This window comes from Pantoea sp. X-Soil-TKNS-1280 (assembly GCF_059730475.1).
The window spans coordinates 153,246-172,058 of the sequence record NZ_AP035963.1 but is presented as its reverse complement, the minus strand read 5'-3'; the positions used below and the strand labels follow the sequence as shown (position 1 = coordinate 172,058).

At 54.3% G+C, this 18,813-nt stretch carries 16 protein-coding genes; 6 read left to right on the top strand and 10 right to left on the bottom strand.

What is annotated here, in order from left to right:
* The first annotated feature begins 54 nt into the window (after positions 1–54).
* Positions 55–2,136 carry a glycogen debranching protein GlgX gene (glgX, locus tag AC6I8X_RS20820; RefSeq protein ID WP_416413320.1) on the top strand — a complete coding sequence of 694 codons (2,082 nt, stop codon included), beginning with the start codon at positions 55–57 and terminating at the stop codon, positions 2,134–2,136.
* Here glgX and AC6I8X_RS20815 read toward each other — a convergent pair.
* Positions 2,123–3,031, bottom strand: a complete 909-nt coding sequence (locus AC6I8X_RS20815; RefSeq protein WP_497841336.1) for a LysR family transcriptional regulator — start codon at positions 3,029–3,031, stop codon at positions 2,123–2,125. The genes glgX and AC6I8X_RS20815 overlap by 14 nt on opposite strands.
* 140 nt (positions 3,032–3,171) lie before the next feature.
* Here AC6I8X_RS20815 and AC6I8X_RS20810 point away from each other — a divergent pair, with 140 nt between their 5' ends.
* Positions 3,172–3,921, top strand: coding sequence for an SDR family NAD(P)-dependent oxidoreductase (locus AC6I8X_RS20810; RefSeq protein ID WP_497841335.1), 750 nt, complete (start codon positions 3,172–3,174; stop codon positions 3,919–3,921).
* Here the strand turns inward: AC6I8X_RS20810 and AC6I8X_RS20805 are convergent.
* Positions 3,918–4,877, bottom strand: a complete 960-nt coding sequence (locus AC6I8X_RS20805; protein WP_497841334.1) for an NAD-dependent epimerase/dehydratase family protein — start codon at positions 4,875–4,877, stop codon at positions 3,918–3,920. The genes AC6I8X_RS20810 and AC6I8X_RS20805 overlap by 4 nt on opposite strands.
* Positions 4,878–4,968: 91 nt before the next feature.
* On the opposite strand from AC6I8X_RS20805, the gene AC6I8X_RS20800 reads away from it, so the two are divergent.
* Both AC6I8X_RS20800 and AC6I8X_RS20795 read left to right on the top strand, forming a co-directional pair.
* Positions 4,969–5,868, top strand: a complete 900-nt coding sequence (locus AC6I8X_RS20800) for a LysR family transcriptional regulator (protein ID WP_313682321.1) — start codon at positions 4,969–4,971, stop codon at positions 5,866–5,868.
* Between the two features lie 55 nt (positions 5,869–5,923).
* Positions 5,924–6,622 carry an O-methyltransferase gene (locus tag AC6I8X_RS20795; RefSeq protein ID WP_497841333.1) on the top strand — a complete coding sequence of 233 codons (699 nt, stop codon included), beginning with the start codon at positions 5,924–5,926 and terminating at the stop codon, positions 6,620–6,622.
* Here the strand turns inward: AC6I8X_RS20795 and AC6I8X_RS20790 are convergent.
* The 8 genes from AC6I8X_RS20790 to AC6I8X_RS20755 all read right to left on the bottom strand — a co-directional run bounded on the left by AC6I8X_RS20790 (position 6,619) and on the right by AC6I8X_RS20755 (position 15,451).
* A complete protein-coding gene (locus AC6I8X_RS20790) occupies positions 6,619–7,398 on the bottom strand; it encodes a MipA/OmpV family protein (protein WP_497841332.1) in 780 nt (259 codons plus the stop codon). The genes AC6I8X_RS20795 and AC6I8X_RS20790 overlap by 4 nt on opposite strands.
* 71 nt (positions 7,399–7,469) lie before the next feature.
* On the bottom strand, positions 7,470–8,744 hold the full coding sequence (locus tag AC6I8X_RS20785; protein ID WP_313682313.1) for a HAMP domain-containing sensor histidine kinase: 1,275 nt from the start codon (positions 8,742–8,744) through the stop codon (positions 7,470–7,472).
* 4 nt (positions 8,745–8,748) lie between these two features.
* Positions 8,749–9,450 carry a response regulator gene (locus AC6I8X_RS20780; protein WP_497841331.1) on the bottom strand — a complete coding sequence of 234 codons (702 nt, stop codon included), beginning with the start codon at positions 9,448–9,450 and terminating at the stop codon, positions 8,749–8,751.
* Between the two features lie 87 nt (positions 9,451–9,537).
* The gene (gene fetB, locus AC6I8X_RS20775; protein WP_084881055.1) at positions 9,538–10,299 is read right to left on the bottom strand and encodes an iron efflux ABC transporter permease subunit FetB; all 762 of its coding nucleotides are present in this window, start codon (positions 10,297–10,299) and stop codon (positions 9,538–9,540) included.
* Positions 10,286–10,951 (bottom strand): iron efflux ABC transporter ATP-binding subunit FetA, encoded by a 666-nt coding sequence (gene fetA, locus AC6I8X_RS20770; RefSeq protein WP_299450208.1) that lies wholly within the window; start codon positions 10,949–10,951, stop codon positions 10,286–10,288. Before fetA ends, fetB begins: the two co-directional genes overlap by 14 nt.
* Before the next feature lie 87 nt (positions 10,952–11,038).
* Positions 11,039–12,697: a lipid IV(A) 4-amino-4-deoxy-L-arabinosyltransferase gene (gene arnT, locus AC6I8X_RS20765; RefSeq protein WP_313689894.1), complete on the bottom strand. Its 1,659-nt coding sequence runs from the start codon at positions 12,695–12,697 to the stop codon at positions 11,039–11,041.
* 463 nt (positions 12,698–13,160) lie between these two features.
* On the bottom strand, positions 13,161–14,240 hold the full coding sequence (gene pmrB / locus AC6I8X_RS20760) for a two-component system sensor histidine kinase PmrB (RefSeq protein ID WP_497841330.1): 1,080 nt from the start codon (positions 14,238–14,240) through the stop codon (positions 13,161–13,163).
* Positions 14,241–14,509: 269 nt separating this feature from the next.
* Positions 14,510–15,451 carry a formyltransferase family protein gene (locus tag AC6I8X_RS20755; RefSeq protein WP_497841329.1) on the bottom strand — a complete coding sequence of 314 codons (942 nt, stop codon included), beginning with the start codon at positions 15,449–15,451 and terminating at the stop codon, positions 14,510–14,512.
* 235 nt (positions 15,452–15,686) lie between these two features.
* On the opposite strand from AC6I8X_RS20755, the gene AC6I8X_RS20750 reads away from it, so the two are divergent.
* Both AC6I8X_RS20750 and AC6I8X_RS20745 read left to right on the top strand, forming a co-directional pair.
* A complete protein-coding gene (locus tag AC6I8X_RS20750) occupies positions 15,687–16,862 on the top strand; it encodes an efflux RND transporter periplasmic adaptor subunit (protein WP_313688105.1) in 1,176 nt (391 codons plus the stop codon).
* Complete coding sequence (locus AC6I8X_RS20745) at positions 16,859–18,796, top strand: MacB family efflux pump subunit (protein ID WP_497841328.1); 1,938 nt, start codon at positions 16,859–16,861, stop codon at positions 18,794–18,796. Before AC6I8X_RS20750 ends, AC6I8X_RS20745 begins: the two co-directional genes overlap by 4 nt.
* Positions 18,797–18,813: the final 17 nt, after the last annotated feature.

The window sequence follows — 18,813 nt, the reverse complement described above, 5'->3', positions numbered from 1 at the left end:
GCGATTTATCGCGCGGATTTTTAAAAGGTGTTTATTTACAGGAGTGGGGAAAAAATGTCGCATGCTAAGCCTTTTGTGATTACCGCCGGTTACAGCTACCCACTGGGTGCCAATTTCGACGGTGATGGAGTCAACTTCGCCCTGTTTTCCGCTCATGCCGAACGCGTTGAACTGTGCCTGTACGATGACAGTGGCCGCCATGAAATCGCCAGATTTGATTTGCCCGAATTTACCCACGAAGTCTGGCATGGCTATATTCCCGGCCTGCAACCCGGTGCGCTTTACGGCTACCGGGTGCATGGCCCCTTTGATCCGGAAAATGGTCATCGCTTTAATCCGCACAAACTGTTGCTCGACCCCTATGCGCGTGACCTCTCCGGGGACATCGCCTGGAACGAAGCGCATTTCGCTTACGATTTACAACACGACGGCGAAGACAAAGATCTCACCTTTGATACCCACGACAGCGCCGATTTCACCCCCAAATGTCGGGTCATCGATGCCAACGAATTTGACTGGCACGACCAGAATCGCCCGGTTATCCCGTGGTCCAGCGCCATCATCTATGAAACCCATGTCAAAGGCTTTACCCAGCTTAATAGCGCGATTCCTCAGCCCCTGCGCGGCACCTATGAAGGCATGGCGCATAAAGCCACCGTCGATTACCTGAAAAGTTTAGGGATAACCTCAGTCGAGTTATTGCCGGTGCACTGGTTCCCCGACGATCAGCATCTGCTGGATAAAGGGCTGAAAAACTTCTGGGGCTACAACACGCTCAACTTTTTCGCCCCTGCCGCGCGCTATTTCGGCCCGCGAGGTATTCAGGGCTTTCGTGACATGGTGCGCGCGCTGCATGATGCGGGGATCGAAGTGATTCTCGATGTGGTTTACAACCACACCGCAGAAGGCAATGAACTGGGACCGACGCTGTCGTTTAAAGGCATCGACAACTATTCCTACTATCGCACCCTGGCAGACCAGCATCGATACTACGTTAACGACACTGGCACCGGTAACACCGTCAATACCTCACATCCCCGCGTGTTGCAGATGATTATGGATTCGCTGCGCTACTGGGCCGAATCGATGCATATCGATGGTTTTCGTTTCGACCTTGGGACGATTCTTGGCCGTGAACCTGGCGGCTTCGACCCGCGCGGCGGCTTCTTTGACGCTATGACCCAGGACCCGGTGCTGGGGAAACTGAAGTTGATCGGTGAACCCTGGGATATCGGTCCGGGCGGTTATCAGGTTGGCGCGTTCCCGCCGGGCTGGGCCGAATGGAACGACAAATATCGCGATACGGTACGTGAATACTGGAAAGGCGACAATGTCTCCAGTGATTTTGCTGCACGCCTGCTCGGTTCCGGCGATCTCTACGACCAGCGCGGACGCCGCCCCTGGGCCAGTATCAACTTTATTACCGCCCATGACGGCTTCACCCTTAACGATCTGGTGTCGTACAACGAGAAACATAACGAAGCCAACGGCGAAGACAATAATGACGGGCACAACGACAATCGCTCCTGTAATTACGGCGCGGAAGGCCCGACCGATGACCCGCAAATCATTGAAGTCCGTGAACGGCAGAAACGTAATTTTCTTGCCACCCTGCTGTTTTCCCACGGCACGCCGATGCTGCTAGCCGGTGACGAGTTTGGTCGCAGCCAGATGGGCAACAATAACGGCTATTGTCAGGACAGCGAGATCTCGTGGTTCCACTGGGATGACCTGCCCGCCAGTGCCGAAGCGTTGCGCGAATTTACCCGTCAGATTATCCATCTGCGCGCCAGCCAGCCGTTGCTGCATCGGGAAAACTGGCGCGATGGTATGGAGATTGAATGGTTCAATGCGGGTGGCGGTCTGCAACAGCCGGAGCATTGGGATGAAGGCACCACTCTGGGCATGTACATTGGCCGCCCGGATTTGCAGGACGCCGAGGGTATCTGGCATGACGTGTTGATGCTGTTTAATCCGTTTGAAGGTGAGGTGCCCTTTCGCATCCCGCAATTTGGCGAAGGTGGCTGGGTACTGGAACTCACCACCAGCGATTGCAGCAAAAAGGGGCTGGTGATCACCAAAGAAAAAGATTTCACGCTGGAGGGCCGTAGCATCGCCTTGTTCAGACGGCCCTGAGCCGTTGCGGGAATACCTCCATCAGCCAGCTAATAAATACCCGCAGCCGTTGCGTGACGTGACGGTTCTGCGGGTATACCACATGAAACGGATAAGGTGCGGGACGCCACCCGCCGAGAATCTCCACCAACGCCCCACGCTGCTGGGCTTCAAAGGTGGCATAGGTGAAAGTCTGAATAATCCCCAGCCCGGCCAGCGCCGCCGCCAGATGCGCGTTGCTTTCATTCACCCCGATACGATGTTCGATTTTGATCTCGCTCTTTTCACCGTTACGTGCAAAGCGGAACGGGAACGGACGCCCGGTTTGTGGCGACAGATAACTCACCAGCCGATGGCCGTTTTTTAACTCATCAGGATAAGCAGGGACACCAAAAGCTTTCAGGTAACCCGGCGTTGCGCAGGTTATCAGGGTGGCATCGCCAATATGGCGCGCGATCAGGGAGGAATCGCTGAGCGGCCCGCCACGAATCACGCAATCAACGTTGTCGCTGATCAGGTCTACCGGGCGGTCCGACACCCCAAGATCGAGATGAATATCCGGGTAGCGTGCCATAAAATCCGGCAGCGCCGGTATCAGCACATCCCGCGCCGTTGAGCCACCGACATCCACGCGCAGATAGCCACGTAACCGGCCACTGACCACGTTAAACGAGGCGTCGATATCCTCCAGATCGCGCACGATACGCAAGGCTTTCTCGTAGTAATCCCGCCCTTCTGCCGTCACCGTCACACGCCGGGTGGTGCGTTGCAATAAACGAATCCCCAGATGGGCCTCCAGCTCCTGCACCGTCTTGCTGAGCGTAGCATTGGGCATATCGAGTGAATCCGCCGCGCGAGTGAAATTTCCGGCCTCCACCACGCGTGCAAATGCCTTGATTGCCATCAGTTGGTCCATCGTCTCTCACCTATTATCCACACACATGAATAGTCATTTTCATTTTACATGATTTATCGATAAACGTCGCCACGGTACATTGCCTCCATGCACTACGAAGTCGTTGAAAATCACTTAATCACTTATCTGGAGAGACAAATATGAACGCAACACTGAAAGGTAAAATTGCTCTGGTTACTGGCGGCACCACCGGTATTGGTCTGGCTGCAGCACAAACACTGGCAGCACGCGGCGCACAGGTGTTTATCACCGGACGCCGTCAGGCAGAACTGGACGCAGCCGTCGCCAGCATTGGCGCAGCAGCAACCGGGATTCGCGCCGATGCGGCGATTCTCAGCGACCTCGACGCGGTTTACGCGCAGATTGCCCGTCAGGCGGGTCGCCTTGATGTCCTGTTTGCCAACGCCGGTGGCGGCGATATGCAGCCGCTGGGCAGCATCACCGAAGAACATTTTGACCGTATTTTTGGCACCAACGTACGTGGCGTGTTGTTCACCGTGCAAAAAGCGCTGCCGCTGCTGAGTGACAAGGCTTCGGTGATCCTCACCGCCTCTACCACTTCAGTGCAGGGTACTGCTGGCTTTAGCGTCTACAGCGCCAGTAAAGCGGCCGTACGTAACTTCGCCCGCTCCTGGGCGCTGGATGTGAAAGATCGCGGCATTCGTATCAACGTTGTCAGCCCTGGTCCGATTCGTACCCCTGGTTTAGGTGGCCTGGTCAGTGAAGAGCAACGTCAGGGATTGTTTGACGCGCTGGCATCCCAGGTCCCCTTGGGTCGTCTGGGTGAACCTGAAGAGATTGGTACAGTGGTGGCGTTCCTTGCCTCTGATGATTCCAGCTTTATCAACGCCACCGAGTTGTTTGTTGATGGTGGTATGGCGCAGATTTAAGCAGGCAGACAACCGAGGGCCCGTAGCGTTGCCTCTACCGCGCGATCCAGTGGCGTATGCGGTTCGTGGCCCAGCAATGACAGCAGCCTGGCGTTCGACAAACGCACCGGCTGTTGCCAGAGATATTGCATCTCCTTGAGCTCGCGAAAGGTGGTCTGAAACGGGGCCAGTAAATGCACCAGCCACCAGGGAAAGGTGGCGATGCGCGGTGACTGGCCGCTGTACCGGGCCACCACCCGACAAATCGCCGCCGCCATGGCACTCCCATCCTCGTCCCAGTGTCCCGCCAGATGCACCTTTTCCAGCGGTCGTAACTGCGTCCGTTTGCCGAGCAGCGCTACCATCGTCGCGGCGACATCCGGCAAGTATGCCCACTGATGTCCTACGCCTGCGCGCCCCGGATTACTCACCGTAGTGATGGTTTTTCCCGGTTTAATCAGCCCCTGGGCAAACCAGTTATTGCCCGCCGCAGGGCCAAAAAAGTCACCGGCGCGCACAATCAGCGCCCGCCCGCCTTCGGTGACGAATTCCTGCAAACGTTGTTCCATCGCCGCGCGAATACCACCTTTACGCGTTTGCGGCTGCTGCGGAGCGTCTTCGGCGATAACCGGGAAGGTAGCTGGGCCAAAATTGTAAACCGTTCCCGGCAATACCACGGTGGCCCCGTACTGCCGGGCAGCCGTGAGGGTATTCTCCAGCATCGGCATCACCTGGGTATCCCAGTGACGATATCCTGCCGGATTCACCGCATGCACAATCACCTCGCAATCGCGTGCCGCGTGAACAATCTCGGCGCGGGACAAGGCATCGGCCGTAATCCAGTGATAATCCTCTCCTGACGGAGTCCGGCGGGTTAACGCATTGATTTGCCAGCCAGCGGCACGCAGCTGACGTGCCACCTCGCCCCCTATGCCGCCGCTGGCCCCGAGTATTAACGCCCGTGATGGTGTGTTCATGTTTTAACCCCCGTTTGATTTTCCCTGAGTGTAAGTACGGCCGGGGCTAAATAACATTGACTGGAATGATGGAGCAGGTATACATAAATGCATGGATAAAGATATCAGCTGGGAACTGTATCGTTCCTTCCTTGGCGTACTTAACGCCGGTTCACTCTCCGCTGCGGCACGCGCGTCGGGTTCGACACAGCCGACGCTGGGCAGGCATATCGCTGCTCTGGAGCAGGCACTGAACGTGACGCTGTTTATTCACGCCCCCCATGGCCTGATCCCCACCGAAGCCGCGCTGGCCCTGCAACCTTATGCTGCCAGCCTTGCCAGCACTGTTGCCGCATTGCAACGCGCCGTAAGCGGTCAAAACGATGTCACGCGTGGTGTGGTGCGGGTGGCCGCCAGTGAGATTATCGCGCTTGAGGTCCTGCCGCCGATCCTCGCACAATTACGGCAACGCCATCCGGGTCTGAACCTTGAGCTGGTGGTGTCTAACCAGATGCAGGATTTGCTGCAACACGAAGCGGATATTGCGGTACGTATGGTGCGACCGCATCAGAATCAGCTGGTGATTCGCGCGGTGGGTGAGATTGCACTGGGTATGTATGCCAGCCCTCTCTATCTGGAAAAACATGGCACACCAGATTCGATTCAGGCGCTGCGCCAGCACAGCCTGATTGGGTTTGACCAGCCGGACGCCTTTGTGCGCAGCGTGGTGAAGGCGCATCCGTTACTAGCACGGGAACACTTTGCTTTTCGCACCGACAGCGACCCGGCGCAACTGGCGCTGATTCGCGCCGGAGCGGGTATTGGCTTTTGCCAGGCGGGGCTGGCACAGCGCGAACCCCAGTTGGTGCGCATCCTGCCCGAGGCGTTTTCTTTGCATCTCTCCACCTGGATTACCATGCATGAAGATCTGCGCACCCGCCCGCTATGCCGCACGGTATTTGATGCGCTGGCCGAAGGGTTGCAGCAATACATTCACCAAACCGCACTATAATCGGTTCGGCATAAACATGTAGCTACCGTCTTTGTCATCATGCAGGAGCAAAAAGATGCGTATTCCCGATTACCCATCCGCAGACGCTGAGAAATGGTCTGCCGTTGACGAATATTTCTCCCATTTACTGGCCCCGGCAGATGCGATGCTGGAGGCCGCTCTGCAGGCAAATGCGTGTGCCGGTTTGCCTGCGCATGACGTGTCCGCCACCCAGGGCAAAATGCTGGCTTTGTTTATCAGGATGCTGCAGGCCAAAAGGGTACTGGAGATCGGTACGTTGGGTGGTTACAGCACCATCTGGATGGCCAGAGCACTGCCAGTGGGAGGCCAGCTCATCACCATTGAGGCCGACCCCCGACATGCTGAAGTGGCGGTGAAGAATATCGCCAACGCAGGCGTGTCTGACCGTGTTGAGGTACATGTCGGCGCAGCACTGGATGTGTTACCCACCCTCCAGGCCCCATTCGACCTCATCTTTATTGATGCCGACAAAAAAAATAATCCCCACTATCTGCAATGGGCCTTGCGCTTCTCGCACACCGGAACGGTGATCATCGCCGACAATATCGTGCGCGGTGGAGCAGTAGCCGATGTCAATTCTGCCGATCCTAACGTCGCGGGAGTGCGCGAATTTCTGCGTATGGTGGCAGAGAATCCACGCCTCGATGCCACTGCCATTCAAACCACCGGCGAAAAAGGCTGGGATGGTTTTGCGATGGCAGTCGTCATTGCAGAGAACCCTCACATCAGTTAAAAACGCCAGGCAAGGAACAGCGCATAGCTTACCTGATCCTTCTGCTGGGTCAGGGGGCTGTCAGCAGCATCACTTTCCAGACGCTGGGCCATCATACGCGCTCCCACCTGCCATGCCGCGGTCATGTCATAATCCATCCCCACTTCCCAGCCAATTTTTTCCAGGCCGGACCCGGCATCGTAGCGGGAAAAACCGCTGCGGGAGGATTGCTGCGCCGAAACGCCATACTGGGTCTGCATATAATCGCTATTCGCCCAGCTCAGGCTCGGGCCAGTGAATAGACGCAGGTCTTCATAGGGTCGCCATGACAGATTGGCGTATGACGTCAGCCGAAACCCCTGCTGATTTCCACCTATATCCTGAGTCAGGATCACCCCGGCATTAAACAGGTCATTGCGGTAAATCGCCGAGGTAAACGCGTGCGGTGAGCGTTTGATATCGCCCATGCCACGCAGGTAGTCATCATCTGACTCCTCACGGGGGAACAGATCCAACCCTGCGCCAACGGAAAAGGTCCAGTGCTCGGTTCGGGCGAACTGCCAGCCCAGCGCGGTCAGGGTATCGACACCACCGAAAAAAAATGGCCCATAGTTCAGCCTGGCCACTGGCAGAAATCGGGTTTCGTTGTGCTTCGAACCGGTGTATTTGGGTTGAACACTGACGCCAGCGCCGAGAAAACCATTGAAGTTTTGAGCAGATTCATCAGCAAAAGCAGGCAACGCGGCGGTGGAAAATAGCAATATCAGCGGAAGGGATTTCGCTGGTGTGAAACGCATGTGACTTCATCCTTATGGTGACGGTTGACCGCCAGCCATTACACCAGCCTCCTGTAACGCCTCTTTTTACCTCAGGTAAAGTTATGTAACAGCGGGATATGCACGGTAAAGCTGGCACCACCACCAGAACGGTTATGCACGCTAACCTCGCCGCCATGATATTGGCTGATGGAACGTACCAGCGCCAGGCCAAGCCCGGAACCGTTACCGCTGCGCGCCAGGCGATAAAAAGGCTCGAAAATACGCGCCATTTCCGTCTCGGGAATACCCGGCCCACGGTCATTCACCGTCAGTGAAAAGCCCTGATCTGGCGTGCGTCTGAGATTGACCGTCACGTCGCGGCCCGCGTAGCGCAGCGCGTTTTCAATCAGGTTTCTCATTAAACGGCGCATCAGACGGGCATCAACCTGCGCCACAATGTGATCTGCATTCAGTTCCACTTCAACGCTGGCGCACTCCTCGGCGGCCAGTGCGGTGATGTCGGTAGGCAGTAACTCACCGACAATGACGTTATCCGCCATTTCCAGTCGGCTCAGGGTGAGGATTTCCTCCACCAGCGCGTCCAGTTCCTTTACGCTGCGTTGTAATTCATTGCTCGCCTGAGAATGTTCAGCACTTAACAATGCCGAGGCCATCTGAATACGCATCAGCGGTGATCGCAGCTCGTGCGAAGCATTGGCCAGCATGGTTTTCTGCGACTGAACCAGCGTTTCGATCTGCGTCGCAGAACGATTAAAACTGGCGGCCAGCTGTCCAACCTCATCGCTGCCCGTCACCCGCACCCGCGCCGCCAGGTTGCCTTTGCCCAACGATTCCACACTATGTTGCAGTGATTCCAGCCGCGCGGTAAGGCGACGAATCACAGGAAAAGAGATCACCACCACCGCCGCAGCCAGGGCCAGCAGCATCAGGATGAAGGTCCACGGACGTTCAATACGATCAACACTGAACTGGATCACCAGCAAACGTTTATCCTGCAACTGCCAGACAAAGCGCGAGCTGTACCAGTCATCAAAGTAACCCCCGGCTTTCACCTGATGTGGGAAAGGGATCGCTGGCGAGAGCGTGCGGCTCAGCAGCGCGCCGTTGGCTGCAAATAACGCGAAGCGGGCATTGGTACGCTGCATCCAGCTATCTATCGCCGCCGACTGTGCCTCAAGCGGAGCGGATGCAGCGGGTAACGTCTGTTCCACCATGCCGCTGAACGTGGCAAAGGCATTGAGGTGGCGATTTTCATCATCGGTCCATAACCACAACGCAATGGTGCAGAGCACCACCAGCGAAATGGCGCTGATGACAGCGAGGAAAATCTGTAAATGCATTGGCAGGTCGGTGATACGTTTCATACGCTTAGCGATCCGCTAAGGCCGAGAAAACATAACCGACACCGCGTACCGTGATGATACGTTTCGGTGTGCGTGGATCGTCTTCAATCACCTGACGGATACGCCCGATATGCACATCTATCGCCCGGTCAAAACTATCATAACTTTCACCGCGCACCGTCTGCCAGATTTGCTCACGATTCAGAACGCGTCCGGCCTGTCGTGCCAGCGAAACCAGCAAATCGAATTGCAATGATGTCAGGGCACAGGGCTGCTGGTGTAAGGTGACCGTGCGCGCAGCAATATCAATCTCCAGTTCCCCTGAGCGAATCAGGCTGGCATCGGTGGCGCGCAAGCCAGGGCGCATACGGCGTAGCACAGCGCGCATCCGTGCCAGCAGCTCACGCGGTTCAAACGGTTTTGGCAGGTAATCATCAGCGCCGACTTCCAGCCCAATAATTCGGTCTGCCGGGTCGCCACGTCCGGTGACCATAATGATGGCGGGATCGTCGTGGCTTTCAGCACGTATCTGCCGACACAGGGCCAGCCCATCGGCATCCCCCAGCATCAGGTCCAGCAGTACCACATCAAAGCTGCGCAGTTTCATGCGCGCCTGTGCATCAGTAGCACTGGCGCTATGCATCACCTCAAATTCGTGTTGTGCCAGATAAGGCACAATCATCTGCGCCAGACGGACATCATCCTCAATCAGCAATACAGAGGTCATGACTTTTATCTTCCAAAACAATGATGAGTAACAGACAGCGGCGTCCGCTATTAAGTTTCGTCAACGCTGGAAGAGAAGATCAGATGATCAAAATCTCAGCTGTGATCGCTCATTATAAAAACGTCGATACGCCAGGTAGACCGCAATAATAGTGGACAGGCTGGCCGTGCCAATCAACATAAAGGTCACCATGATTTGATATTTGATGGCTTTAACCGGGTCAATTCCGGCAAAGATTAGCCCCGACATCATGCCCGGCAGGCTCACCAGCCCTACGGTTTTCGCCGCATCTATGGTTGGGATCATCGCGGCGCGAATACTGTCCCGAATCAGCGTGCCTGATGCCAGCTTGATGGACGCCCCCAGACTGAGCATTTCCTGAATTTTCTGGCGGTTATCCGCGAAGCGCTGGTTGAGATTGCTGTAACACAACCCTACCGCCACCATGGCATTTCCGGCAATCATCCCGGAAATCGGGATCACCTGCATCGGCATAAATTCGATCGCGCCACTCAGCACCAGAATCACCAACGTCAACGTAGTGCCGCTGGTAATGGCGATAAACGAAATCAGGAAAGCATGATCAATATTGCGGCTACGTTTACGGGCGTTCAGCGCGGCATTGACACAGATAAACAACACCATCAACACCGTAAGCCAGTCATTATTGATGTCGAAAATCGACTTCAGCACATAGCCGACAATGACCAACTGCACAATGGCCCGACACACGCTCCAGATGATGTCTTTACCCAGCCCCAGTTTTTCTTTCTGGCTAATCAGCAGCGCGATCATCACCAGCACCAGTGCCAGGACCAGCGAGGTATTAGTGATATTATGCTGGCTCATGGTTTTTCCTCTCCGGGGTTTCCAGGTGCAATACCCGCTGCGCCTGACGAATTTCCGCCGGGTCATGGCTGATCCACACCACAGCCATACCCTTGTCGCTGACGATCCCTTTGATCAGGTTATTAATCAGGCCCTTGTTATCTTCATCCAGTGCGCTGGTCACTTCATCCAGCAGCAAGATGTCCGGCAGAAACTGCAAATTGCGTAATAAGCCGACGCGCTGTTTTTCACCACCGGAAAGCTGGTCAATTTTTTTATCCAGCATGTCAGCAGGCAAATTCACTTTGGTTAAATCGGCCTCCAGCTTGCTGCGCGTGGGTTTCTGCTGCCGGATTTGCCACGGCAGAGCCAGGTTATCGAATACCGTGTTGCCAAACAGCACCGGGGTTTGAAAGCAGTAGGAAACCCGCTGCCGATACTCTTCCGGCTTGAGTGTTGCTATGTCCTGGTGGCGAAAAAAGATGCGTCCCGCGCTGGGATCCAACAGTGAGGCCATAATCTTTAGCAACGTGCTTTTGCCACTGCCTGACGGACCGGAGAGCAAAACAAAATCACCAGGGTTAAGTGTTAATGAGACCGGAGCCAATAACTCGCGGTCCTCCAGTGAGAACGTCACCCCTTGCACATCCAGCAAAGGAAAATCGGCGGCCATAATTATTTATCCACAAAAATGAGCGATTGCGTTAACGGGCCGCATTGCGGCCCTGCGCATGTTAGCAGAATTGTGAAGCCTCTGATCTTAGGGTTCAGGGCCGTATTGCAGTAAAAGCATGCGATCCTGGCGATACACCAGATCGGGAGGGGGAATGTCGGTTGGTGTTGTCTCGCCACGACCCAGCATCAGCACCACTGAAACCGTTCCTTGCTTACGGTGCGTCGCCAGCCATTGAGGAAAGTCAGCTTTGCTGACGAAACGCGACTGAGAATCGGGATAGCTCAGGCCATAGCGGACTTCACCCTGTTTATCATAGAAATACATATCGCTACGTTGCAGTGTCCAGGCAATGGTCGATGCGATGCCAGGGTCGTCACTCAGGATAAAGCGACTTTCCGCCAGTTTATCCGCAACGCTTGCCACAAAGACCTGGGGTTGTTTGGTGTTCTGTACGCTTTCCGGGATCGCATTACCGACACAGAGTGCCAGTGCCAGCGGGCAAAGCGCCGCAAGCTGCCACCTTTGACCTTTCGCCCTGAGGCTAACAAAGCCAGCCAGTCCCCATCCGGCAAAAGTCACAGCCGCCATGATTAATGCGCCCACTTCATGCTGCTGATACAGCGGGCGATGGCTGATGCCCCAGGGCGCAAACACCACCAGTAAGGCGAACAGGCTCAGTGCGCCAAACAGGATATTAATCCAGGCATTCACCCGAAGAATGCGACTCGCCTTGCCCGCCAGCCGATGCCCATAGCAGGCCATCAAAATTGCCAGCGGCGCAAAGCATGGCAGGATGTAAGTCAGCAATTTACCTTTGGCAATACTGAAGAACACCAGAGGGATGAGGATCCAGCACAGTAAATAAAACCCACCGGGGGCGCTTTTGCGCTCCGTCCAGCCCTGACGCAATGCGCCAGGCAGCAACGCCAGCCACGGCAGGGAACCGGCGATTAAGATCGGTATGTAATACCAGAATGGCGCTTTGTGCTGGGCATCGGAGTCGGCAAAGCGCTGAATATGCTCTATCCAGAAAAAGTAGTGCCAGAAATCCGGTTGTTGCTGATTAATTGCCAGCGCCCAGGGTGCACTAAGCAGTGCGGCGCACAGTACCGTAAGCGGACCAAAGGTCAGTAACTCGCGGAAGCGCTGGTTGCAGATGGCCCAGGGAACAATCACCAGTACCGGTACAGCCAGCGCCAAAAACCCTTTGGTCATAAATCCCATACCACAGGCCAGACCAAACAGGATATAGCCCACCAGCCGCTGGCGCAGAGTATCCGCGCCGACGGCATACCAGTAGCTGCACATCGCGGCGACTAGCCATAACGACAGGATCGGGTCGAGCACGGCATAGGTGCCCACGCCATAGACTAGCAATGAGGTGAGAAAGATAACGCTGGCAGTAAGAGCGATCGCCCGGTCAGCATAAAGACGGCGGGCGAGCCAGAAAACCAGCACCGCGCTAACCAGCGTGGAAAAGACAGCACCAATGCGCACGGCGAAATTGTTATGCCCAAATAACCACTGGCCAATGTTGTTGAACCAGTAGCCGGCGATCGGTTTTTCGAAATAACGTAAGTCAAAGAAGTGTGGCGTGATCCAGTTGCCGTTTTGCAGCATTTCCCGGCTAATCTCCGCATAGCGCGTTTCATCCGGCTGCCAGAGATGGCGAAATTCAAGTGGCACCAAATAATAGAGGATCAGTAACGCCAGCAGTAGCAGCGTTTTTGTTGTTGCGGTCATACGCGATTCCCTGTGAGTTTTTCACACCACACCGAATTTTCCGGCCAGCACATGTTGCCAGGCCTGCTATGCAGTAATTTCATTAAAGTATCCAGCAATAACAATTTAGCATAAAGTGCTATATATGAAACCCCGGCACAGAGAAATTTAAGAATTTATTTCCCCGTTTAATTAACTTCGGGACGAAGAAAGTTTTGCAGCCATTAATTTATAGAGATTGTGAGCATAACGCCTGATTCTTAACTGAACATTAAACGGCGAATTTTCATGTCCGTTCTGTGAGCGCAAGCCTGGCTTAAGGTTAACTTAATCTTTGGTGGTAAAAATTGTCGGGTCTGATAATGAGGTTCCCTATGCAATCCATGTTCTCCCGTCCAGCCAGCGAATATGCTGCTGTTATCCTCAGCGCTGTTAGCGTTATTAGTTTTTTGATCATCTGGTTTTCACTGTAATCCTGCGGGGATTACTGGCCGGTAAAGGTCACTCTGGCCCGGCAGCCTGGCACACTGCCCCGATTCTCCAGTAAAAATTGCCCTTTATGCAGCTGAACAATACGGGTGACGATACTCAGCCCTAAGCCAATGCCACCAAAACGACGGTCCATCCGGACAAACGCCCGACTCAGTTCGCCAATTTTACTTTCATCAATCCCCACCCCCTCATCTTCTACCATTAGCACCGGAGATGGCTGCTTGCTGATCCGAATAGTGATGCAGGTATCGTGTGGACTGTAGCGATGGGCATTCTCCACCAGATTCCGCAGCATCACCTTCAGTAAAGTCACATCACCGCGAACCACGACCTCATGCGGCATATTGAGAATTAAGACCTGCTGATGCAGCGCTAACATGGTTTCAAATTCATGTTTCATTGGCTCGACGACATCCCGCACCAGCCTGACATTCTGGTAGCTACCCGATGAAAAAGATTGCCCAGCGCGCGCCAGCTGTAGCAGTTGGGTCACGCTGCTGGTCATTTGGTCGAGGCGCTGCATCAGAGGCTTAACATCGCATTGATGTGTTCTTTCCAGTAGTTCCAGATGGAGTCTGAGACCAGCCAGCGGCGTGCGGAGTTCATGGGCAACGTCCGCGGTAAACATGCGCTCCCTTTCAAGGCTGGCGCTCAGACGGGATACCAGGCGATTGATGGCATGAGTCACCGCATCAATCTCCTGCAAAGAGCTGTGATAGTCCACCGAGGTCAGCTGCTCCTCGCCGCGATCCTCAAGGCATTTTTGCAGTTCTGATAAAGGGCGGGTCAGGCTGGTTATCGCCTGAAAACAGAGAAATAACGCCACCAGAATCATGACAATGCTGGGAAGCGCCAGGCTGATGATGGCTTCATGGATTTCTTTTTCCATATGCTGGTGTGGATTGTGATTATCCAGTGCGGCATTCACCAGCAGCGCGATCTGTTCTTTGCTCTCATGCCATACCCCCCACACACTGATGGTCTGACAAACAATCAGAATTAAGCCAATCACCAACAATAACCGCCAGCGCAGGGTGCTGTTTTTGCGGGGGCGTAACAAAGGCCAGAACATGGTCAACCCCTCGCTTCTCTGGCTTTAATTAAAATAGCTTTAATCCAGGGTGTGAATAATATTCTCATTACCCACTGAGAGAAAATTCGGGTAGGAAAAATCGAAAATTGAATTAATATTAACGGGGACAGAACAAATAATAACGGATTCCTTACGATCCGCTGAAATAAAGAAAAGGGCATTCTTGACTGGCCTCCTCTAATGATGAAGAGACCAGTTTCTCACCGTTACATTAGGTGATCCTTAAGTTGCTATATGATAATTTTTATTTACGTATTTTGCGGTGTATTCTTATCACTTACCGTGTCACCCACACGCAATCCTAACTTGCGCGCCAGTTCAGCGCCATTCATCCGCACGCCCTCCTGGACTTGTCCAGCCACCACTTCAAGCTGCCCTTCACCGCAGGCAATCACCAGCGGATCAAGGCTTAATACGGTACCGGGTTGGTCAGGTGATTTATCCGCACTGACATGACTTTGCCAGACAACAAAACGCTGCCCATTTGCCACACCAGAAGCGCCTGGCCATGGGCTGGCGAGTCCGCGTACCAGATTGTGTATATCCGGCGCGGCGGCATGCCAGCTAATCTCGCCATCCTCCGGCGTACGGCGTCCGAAACGACTGGCCTGAGACTCATCCTGCTCCCGCTCTGCAAACTGACCGGCGCAGAGCGCAGGTAACCAGAGGGCCAGCATCTTCCCGCTGGTACTGACCAGTTTGTTATGCAGACTATGGGCATCGTCCTCAGGCAATATTCTGACCTTTTCCTGTGCCAGAATCGGGCCACAATCAGGACGAGCGATCATACGAAACAGCGTGACGCCGGTCTCCGCATCGCCCTTGATTAAGACCCAATTCAGATGCGCCCTGCCACGATGAGCAGGCAGCAGAGAAGCCTGCACGCCAAATGCCCCGCGACGGGGGATCGCCAGAATTTCGCGGCTGAGTATCTGCCGAAATGACAGACTGAACAACATGTCGGGGGCCAGCGTCTGCAACAGCGTCAGCCATTGCGGCTGATTGACATCATCCGGCATATACAGCGGAATATTACGAGCCTGCGCCATCCGGGCTACCGAGCCATGGAAGTGATTTTCGCCCGGTGCATCAGCATGCGTGAACACGGCGCAGATTTCAAAACCAGCGTTTTCCAGCGCTTCCAGGCCAGCACACCCCATATCGTGGTAGGCAAAAATGACAGCTTTCATTGGTTTCCTTTGTATCGGTGGTAGCGGAGGGTAAGACGCATCTCATGATAGCGGGCGAAAATTAAAATATGCTTAAACACATTGCTTTTCACAGTTGTCAGAACAAATCCTGCGATTTCTCACAACTCATTCATTTTGCTTGCCGGTTATACGGCCTAATCTGAGCGCTGAAAACCAGTTTTCACTTGCCGTAACGGCAGGTGATTATTATCCTCTGGCAAAAAAAGGGACTCTCATGCCAACTTCAACGAAAAAATGGTTTTTTCCGGCGTTTGCTATTCTGCTTATCATTCTCGGTGTTTATAAATTCAATGCCTCCCGCAACAAACCTGACAACATCATCACCACCACCGTTCGTCAGGGCAACATCGAAAACGTCATCGCTGCGACCGGTAAAATGGATGCCATCGAACGCGTTAACGTGGGTGCTCAGGTTTCCGGTCAGCTGAAGAAATTGTATATCCGCACCGGTGATAACGTGCATAAAGGTGAATTGATCGCCGAAATCGATGACCAGCCGCAACGCAGTGGTCTGCGCAATGCCGAAGCAGCGCTCAGTGTCGCCAAAGCGGATCTAGAAACCAAACAAGCCACCCTGGTACGTCAGGAAGCGCAGTTCAAACGCCTGCAACAGATGCTGAAGATGAATTTAGTGTCCCGTCAGGATTTTGATACCGGCGCTGAAGCCTGGCGTATCGCGCGCGCTGAGCAAACTGCCCAGCAGGCACGCGTGATTCAGGCGCAGATTGAGGTGGATAAAAAACAGCTCGACCTGAGTTACACCCGCATCATGGCCCCGATGGATGGCACCGTTATCGCGATCATTACCAAACAAGGGCAGACGGTGAACGCAGCGCAAAGCGCCCCAACCATCGCCAAACTGGCACAGCTGGCCACCATGACCATCAAAGTGCAAATATCTGAGGCGGATATCAACAACATTAAACCCGGCCAGCAGGCCTGGTTCACCACGTTCTCCGACCCGGATAAGCGTTATAACGCCACATTACGCAGCATTGAGCTAGCACCCGATACGGTGATGAAAGATGATGCGCTGCTTAATAACAGCGACAGTAATGCCAGCAGCAACGCCAATGCCGCAGTGTATTACAATGCGCTGCTTGATGTACCTAACCCCGATAATTCCCTGCGTATTGCCATGACCGCTCAGGTCAATCTGCTGCGCGACTCCGCCAATAACGCGCTACTGATTCCGGTTCAGGCGCGGAAAAAAGACGCTGACGGCAAAAGTTATGTTGAAGTCGCAGATGAAAATCAGCAGCCAGTTAAGCGTTATATCACTACCGGCATTTCTGACAACGTGGATATTCAGGTACTGAGCGGGCTTCAGGTCGGTGAAAAAGTCATTCTTGCCACCCAGGCTGCTGGCGCAGAGAAGGTGGTGATGTGAATATCATCGAGCTGAAAAATATTACCCGCACTTACGCCTTTGGCTCGCAATCTCTGAATGTACTGAAAGATATCAACCTGAGCATTACCGAAGGGGAAATGGTAGCGATTATCGGCCCGTCCGGCTCGGGCAAATCAACGCTGCTGAATATCCTCGGCTGTCTGGATGCCGCCGATAGCGGAGAGTATCACCTTAGCGGGCAGAACATCGCCAGTCTGTCTGCCGATGCGCTGGCAAAAGTCCGGCGCGAACATATCGGATTTATTTTCCAGCGTTATCATCTGATGCCGGATCTGAATGCCCTGAGTAACGTAGAGATTCCGGCCATTTACGCTAATGTTGCCGGGAATTCCCGTCGTGCACACGCCGCTCAATTGCTGGAACGCCTCGGGTTACATGGCCGTGCGCACCATAAGCCGGGGGAACTGTCCGGCGGACAGCAACAACGCGTCAGCATCGCCCGTGCATTAATTAATGGTGCGGAAATTATCCTGGCAGATGAACCCACCGGCGCGCTGGATTCTCATTCCGGCGAGGAAGTGTTGCGCATCCTGAGCGATCTGAATCGCGATGGGCATACGGTGATCATCGTGACGCACGATATGAACGTTGCTCAGCACGCGGATCGCATCATCGAAATCCAGGACGGCTCGATTGTCGCTGACAGTGGCCGCTCCGCAGAAACTGTACATTCCCGTTATCAGCCCACTGCGGCGAAAAGCCAGAGCAAATGGCGCGGGATCGGCGATCGATTACGCGAATCATTACGTATGGCACTGCATGCGATGAATGCCCATCGTCTGCGCACCACGCTGACCATGACAGGCATCATTTTTGGTATCGCAGCCGTAGTGACGGTTGTCGCGCTGGGGCAAGGCGCGCGGCAAAGCACGCTGGAGAGTATTCAGGGGCTGGGCACCAATGTGGTGACCATTTATGCCGGGGGGGATTTCGTTGAGGATGAAACCCATCCCACGTTAACGCTGGTGATGTCAGATGTTCAGGCCATTGCCCGACAACAATTTGTTGCAGCCGTCAGCCCGGAAATGATGTCCACCCAGCCTATTCGTTACCTGTCGAATGCCGCCAAAACCACGGTTTACGGCGTAGGTAAGGATTATTTCCGCATTCAGGGTATTAAACTCACGGAAGGGACGAATTTTTCAGATGAACTCCACGCTACTCAGGAAATCATCATTGATGAAAATACCCGGAACAAACTGTTTGGTGATCAGCCGGGCAGCGTGACCGGCAAAATGATCATTCTCGGTTCCGTTCCGGTGCGGGTGGTTGGTGTCGCCAGGTTGAATGACGGTGCCAATCCTAATCGCCTTAATGTGTGGCTGCCATGGAGCACCATGATGTATCGCATCACCGGCCAGACATCACTGACCAGCTTTAGTATCAAACTGAAAGATGATATCGCCAGTGGTCCGGCGGTCGCTGCGTTGAGTGAGATACTGACTGACCGCCACCGGGGGAAAGATTTCCTGGTGTTTAATCGCGATAAGTATCGTCAGGCTATCGAAAATGCCGCTGCCACGCTGACACTGCTGATTCTGATGGTTGCGGCTATCGCGCTGACCATTGGCAGCATTGGCGTGATGAATATCATGCTGGTGTCGGTGACCGAGCGTACCCATGAAATTGGCGTGCGGATGGCAGTCGGCGCCCGCCGTAGCGACATCATGCAGCAATTTATGATTGAGGCTGTGCTGGTATGTCTGGTAGGTGGAGTTTTAGGGGTAGGACTTTCACTGGCGATTGGCCCGCTGGTGAGCCTGTTGGCTGGCGGTTTACTGACGGCCATCTACTCCTGGGAGTCCGCCGCCGCAGCATTTATCTGTTCAACCGTGATCGGGATGATCTTTGGTTACCTGCCCGCACGGAAAGCCGCACGCATGGACCCGGTTGCCGCACTGGCAAGTGAATAAGTCATCTATCCGGGGCG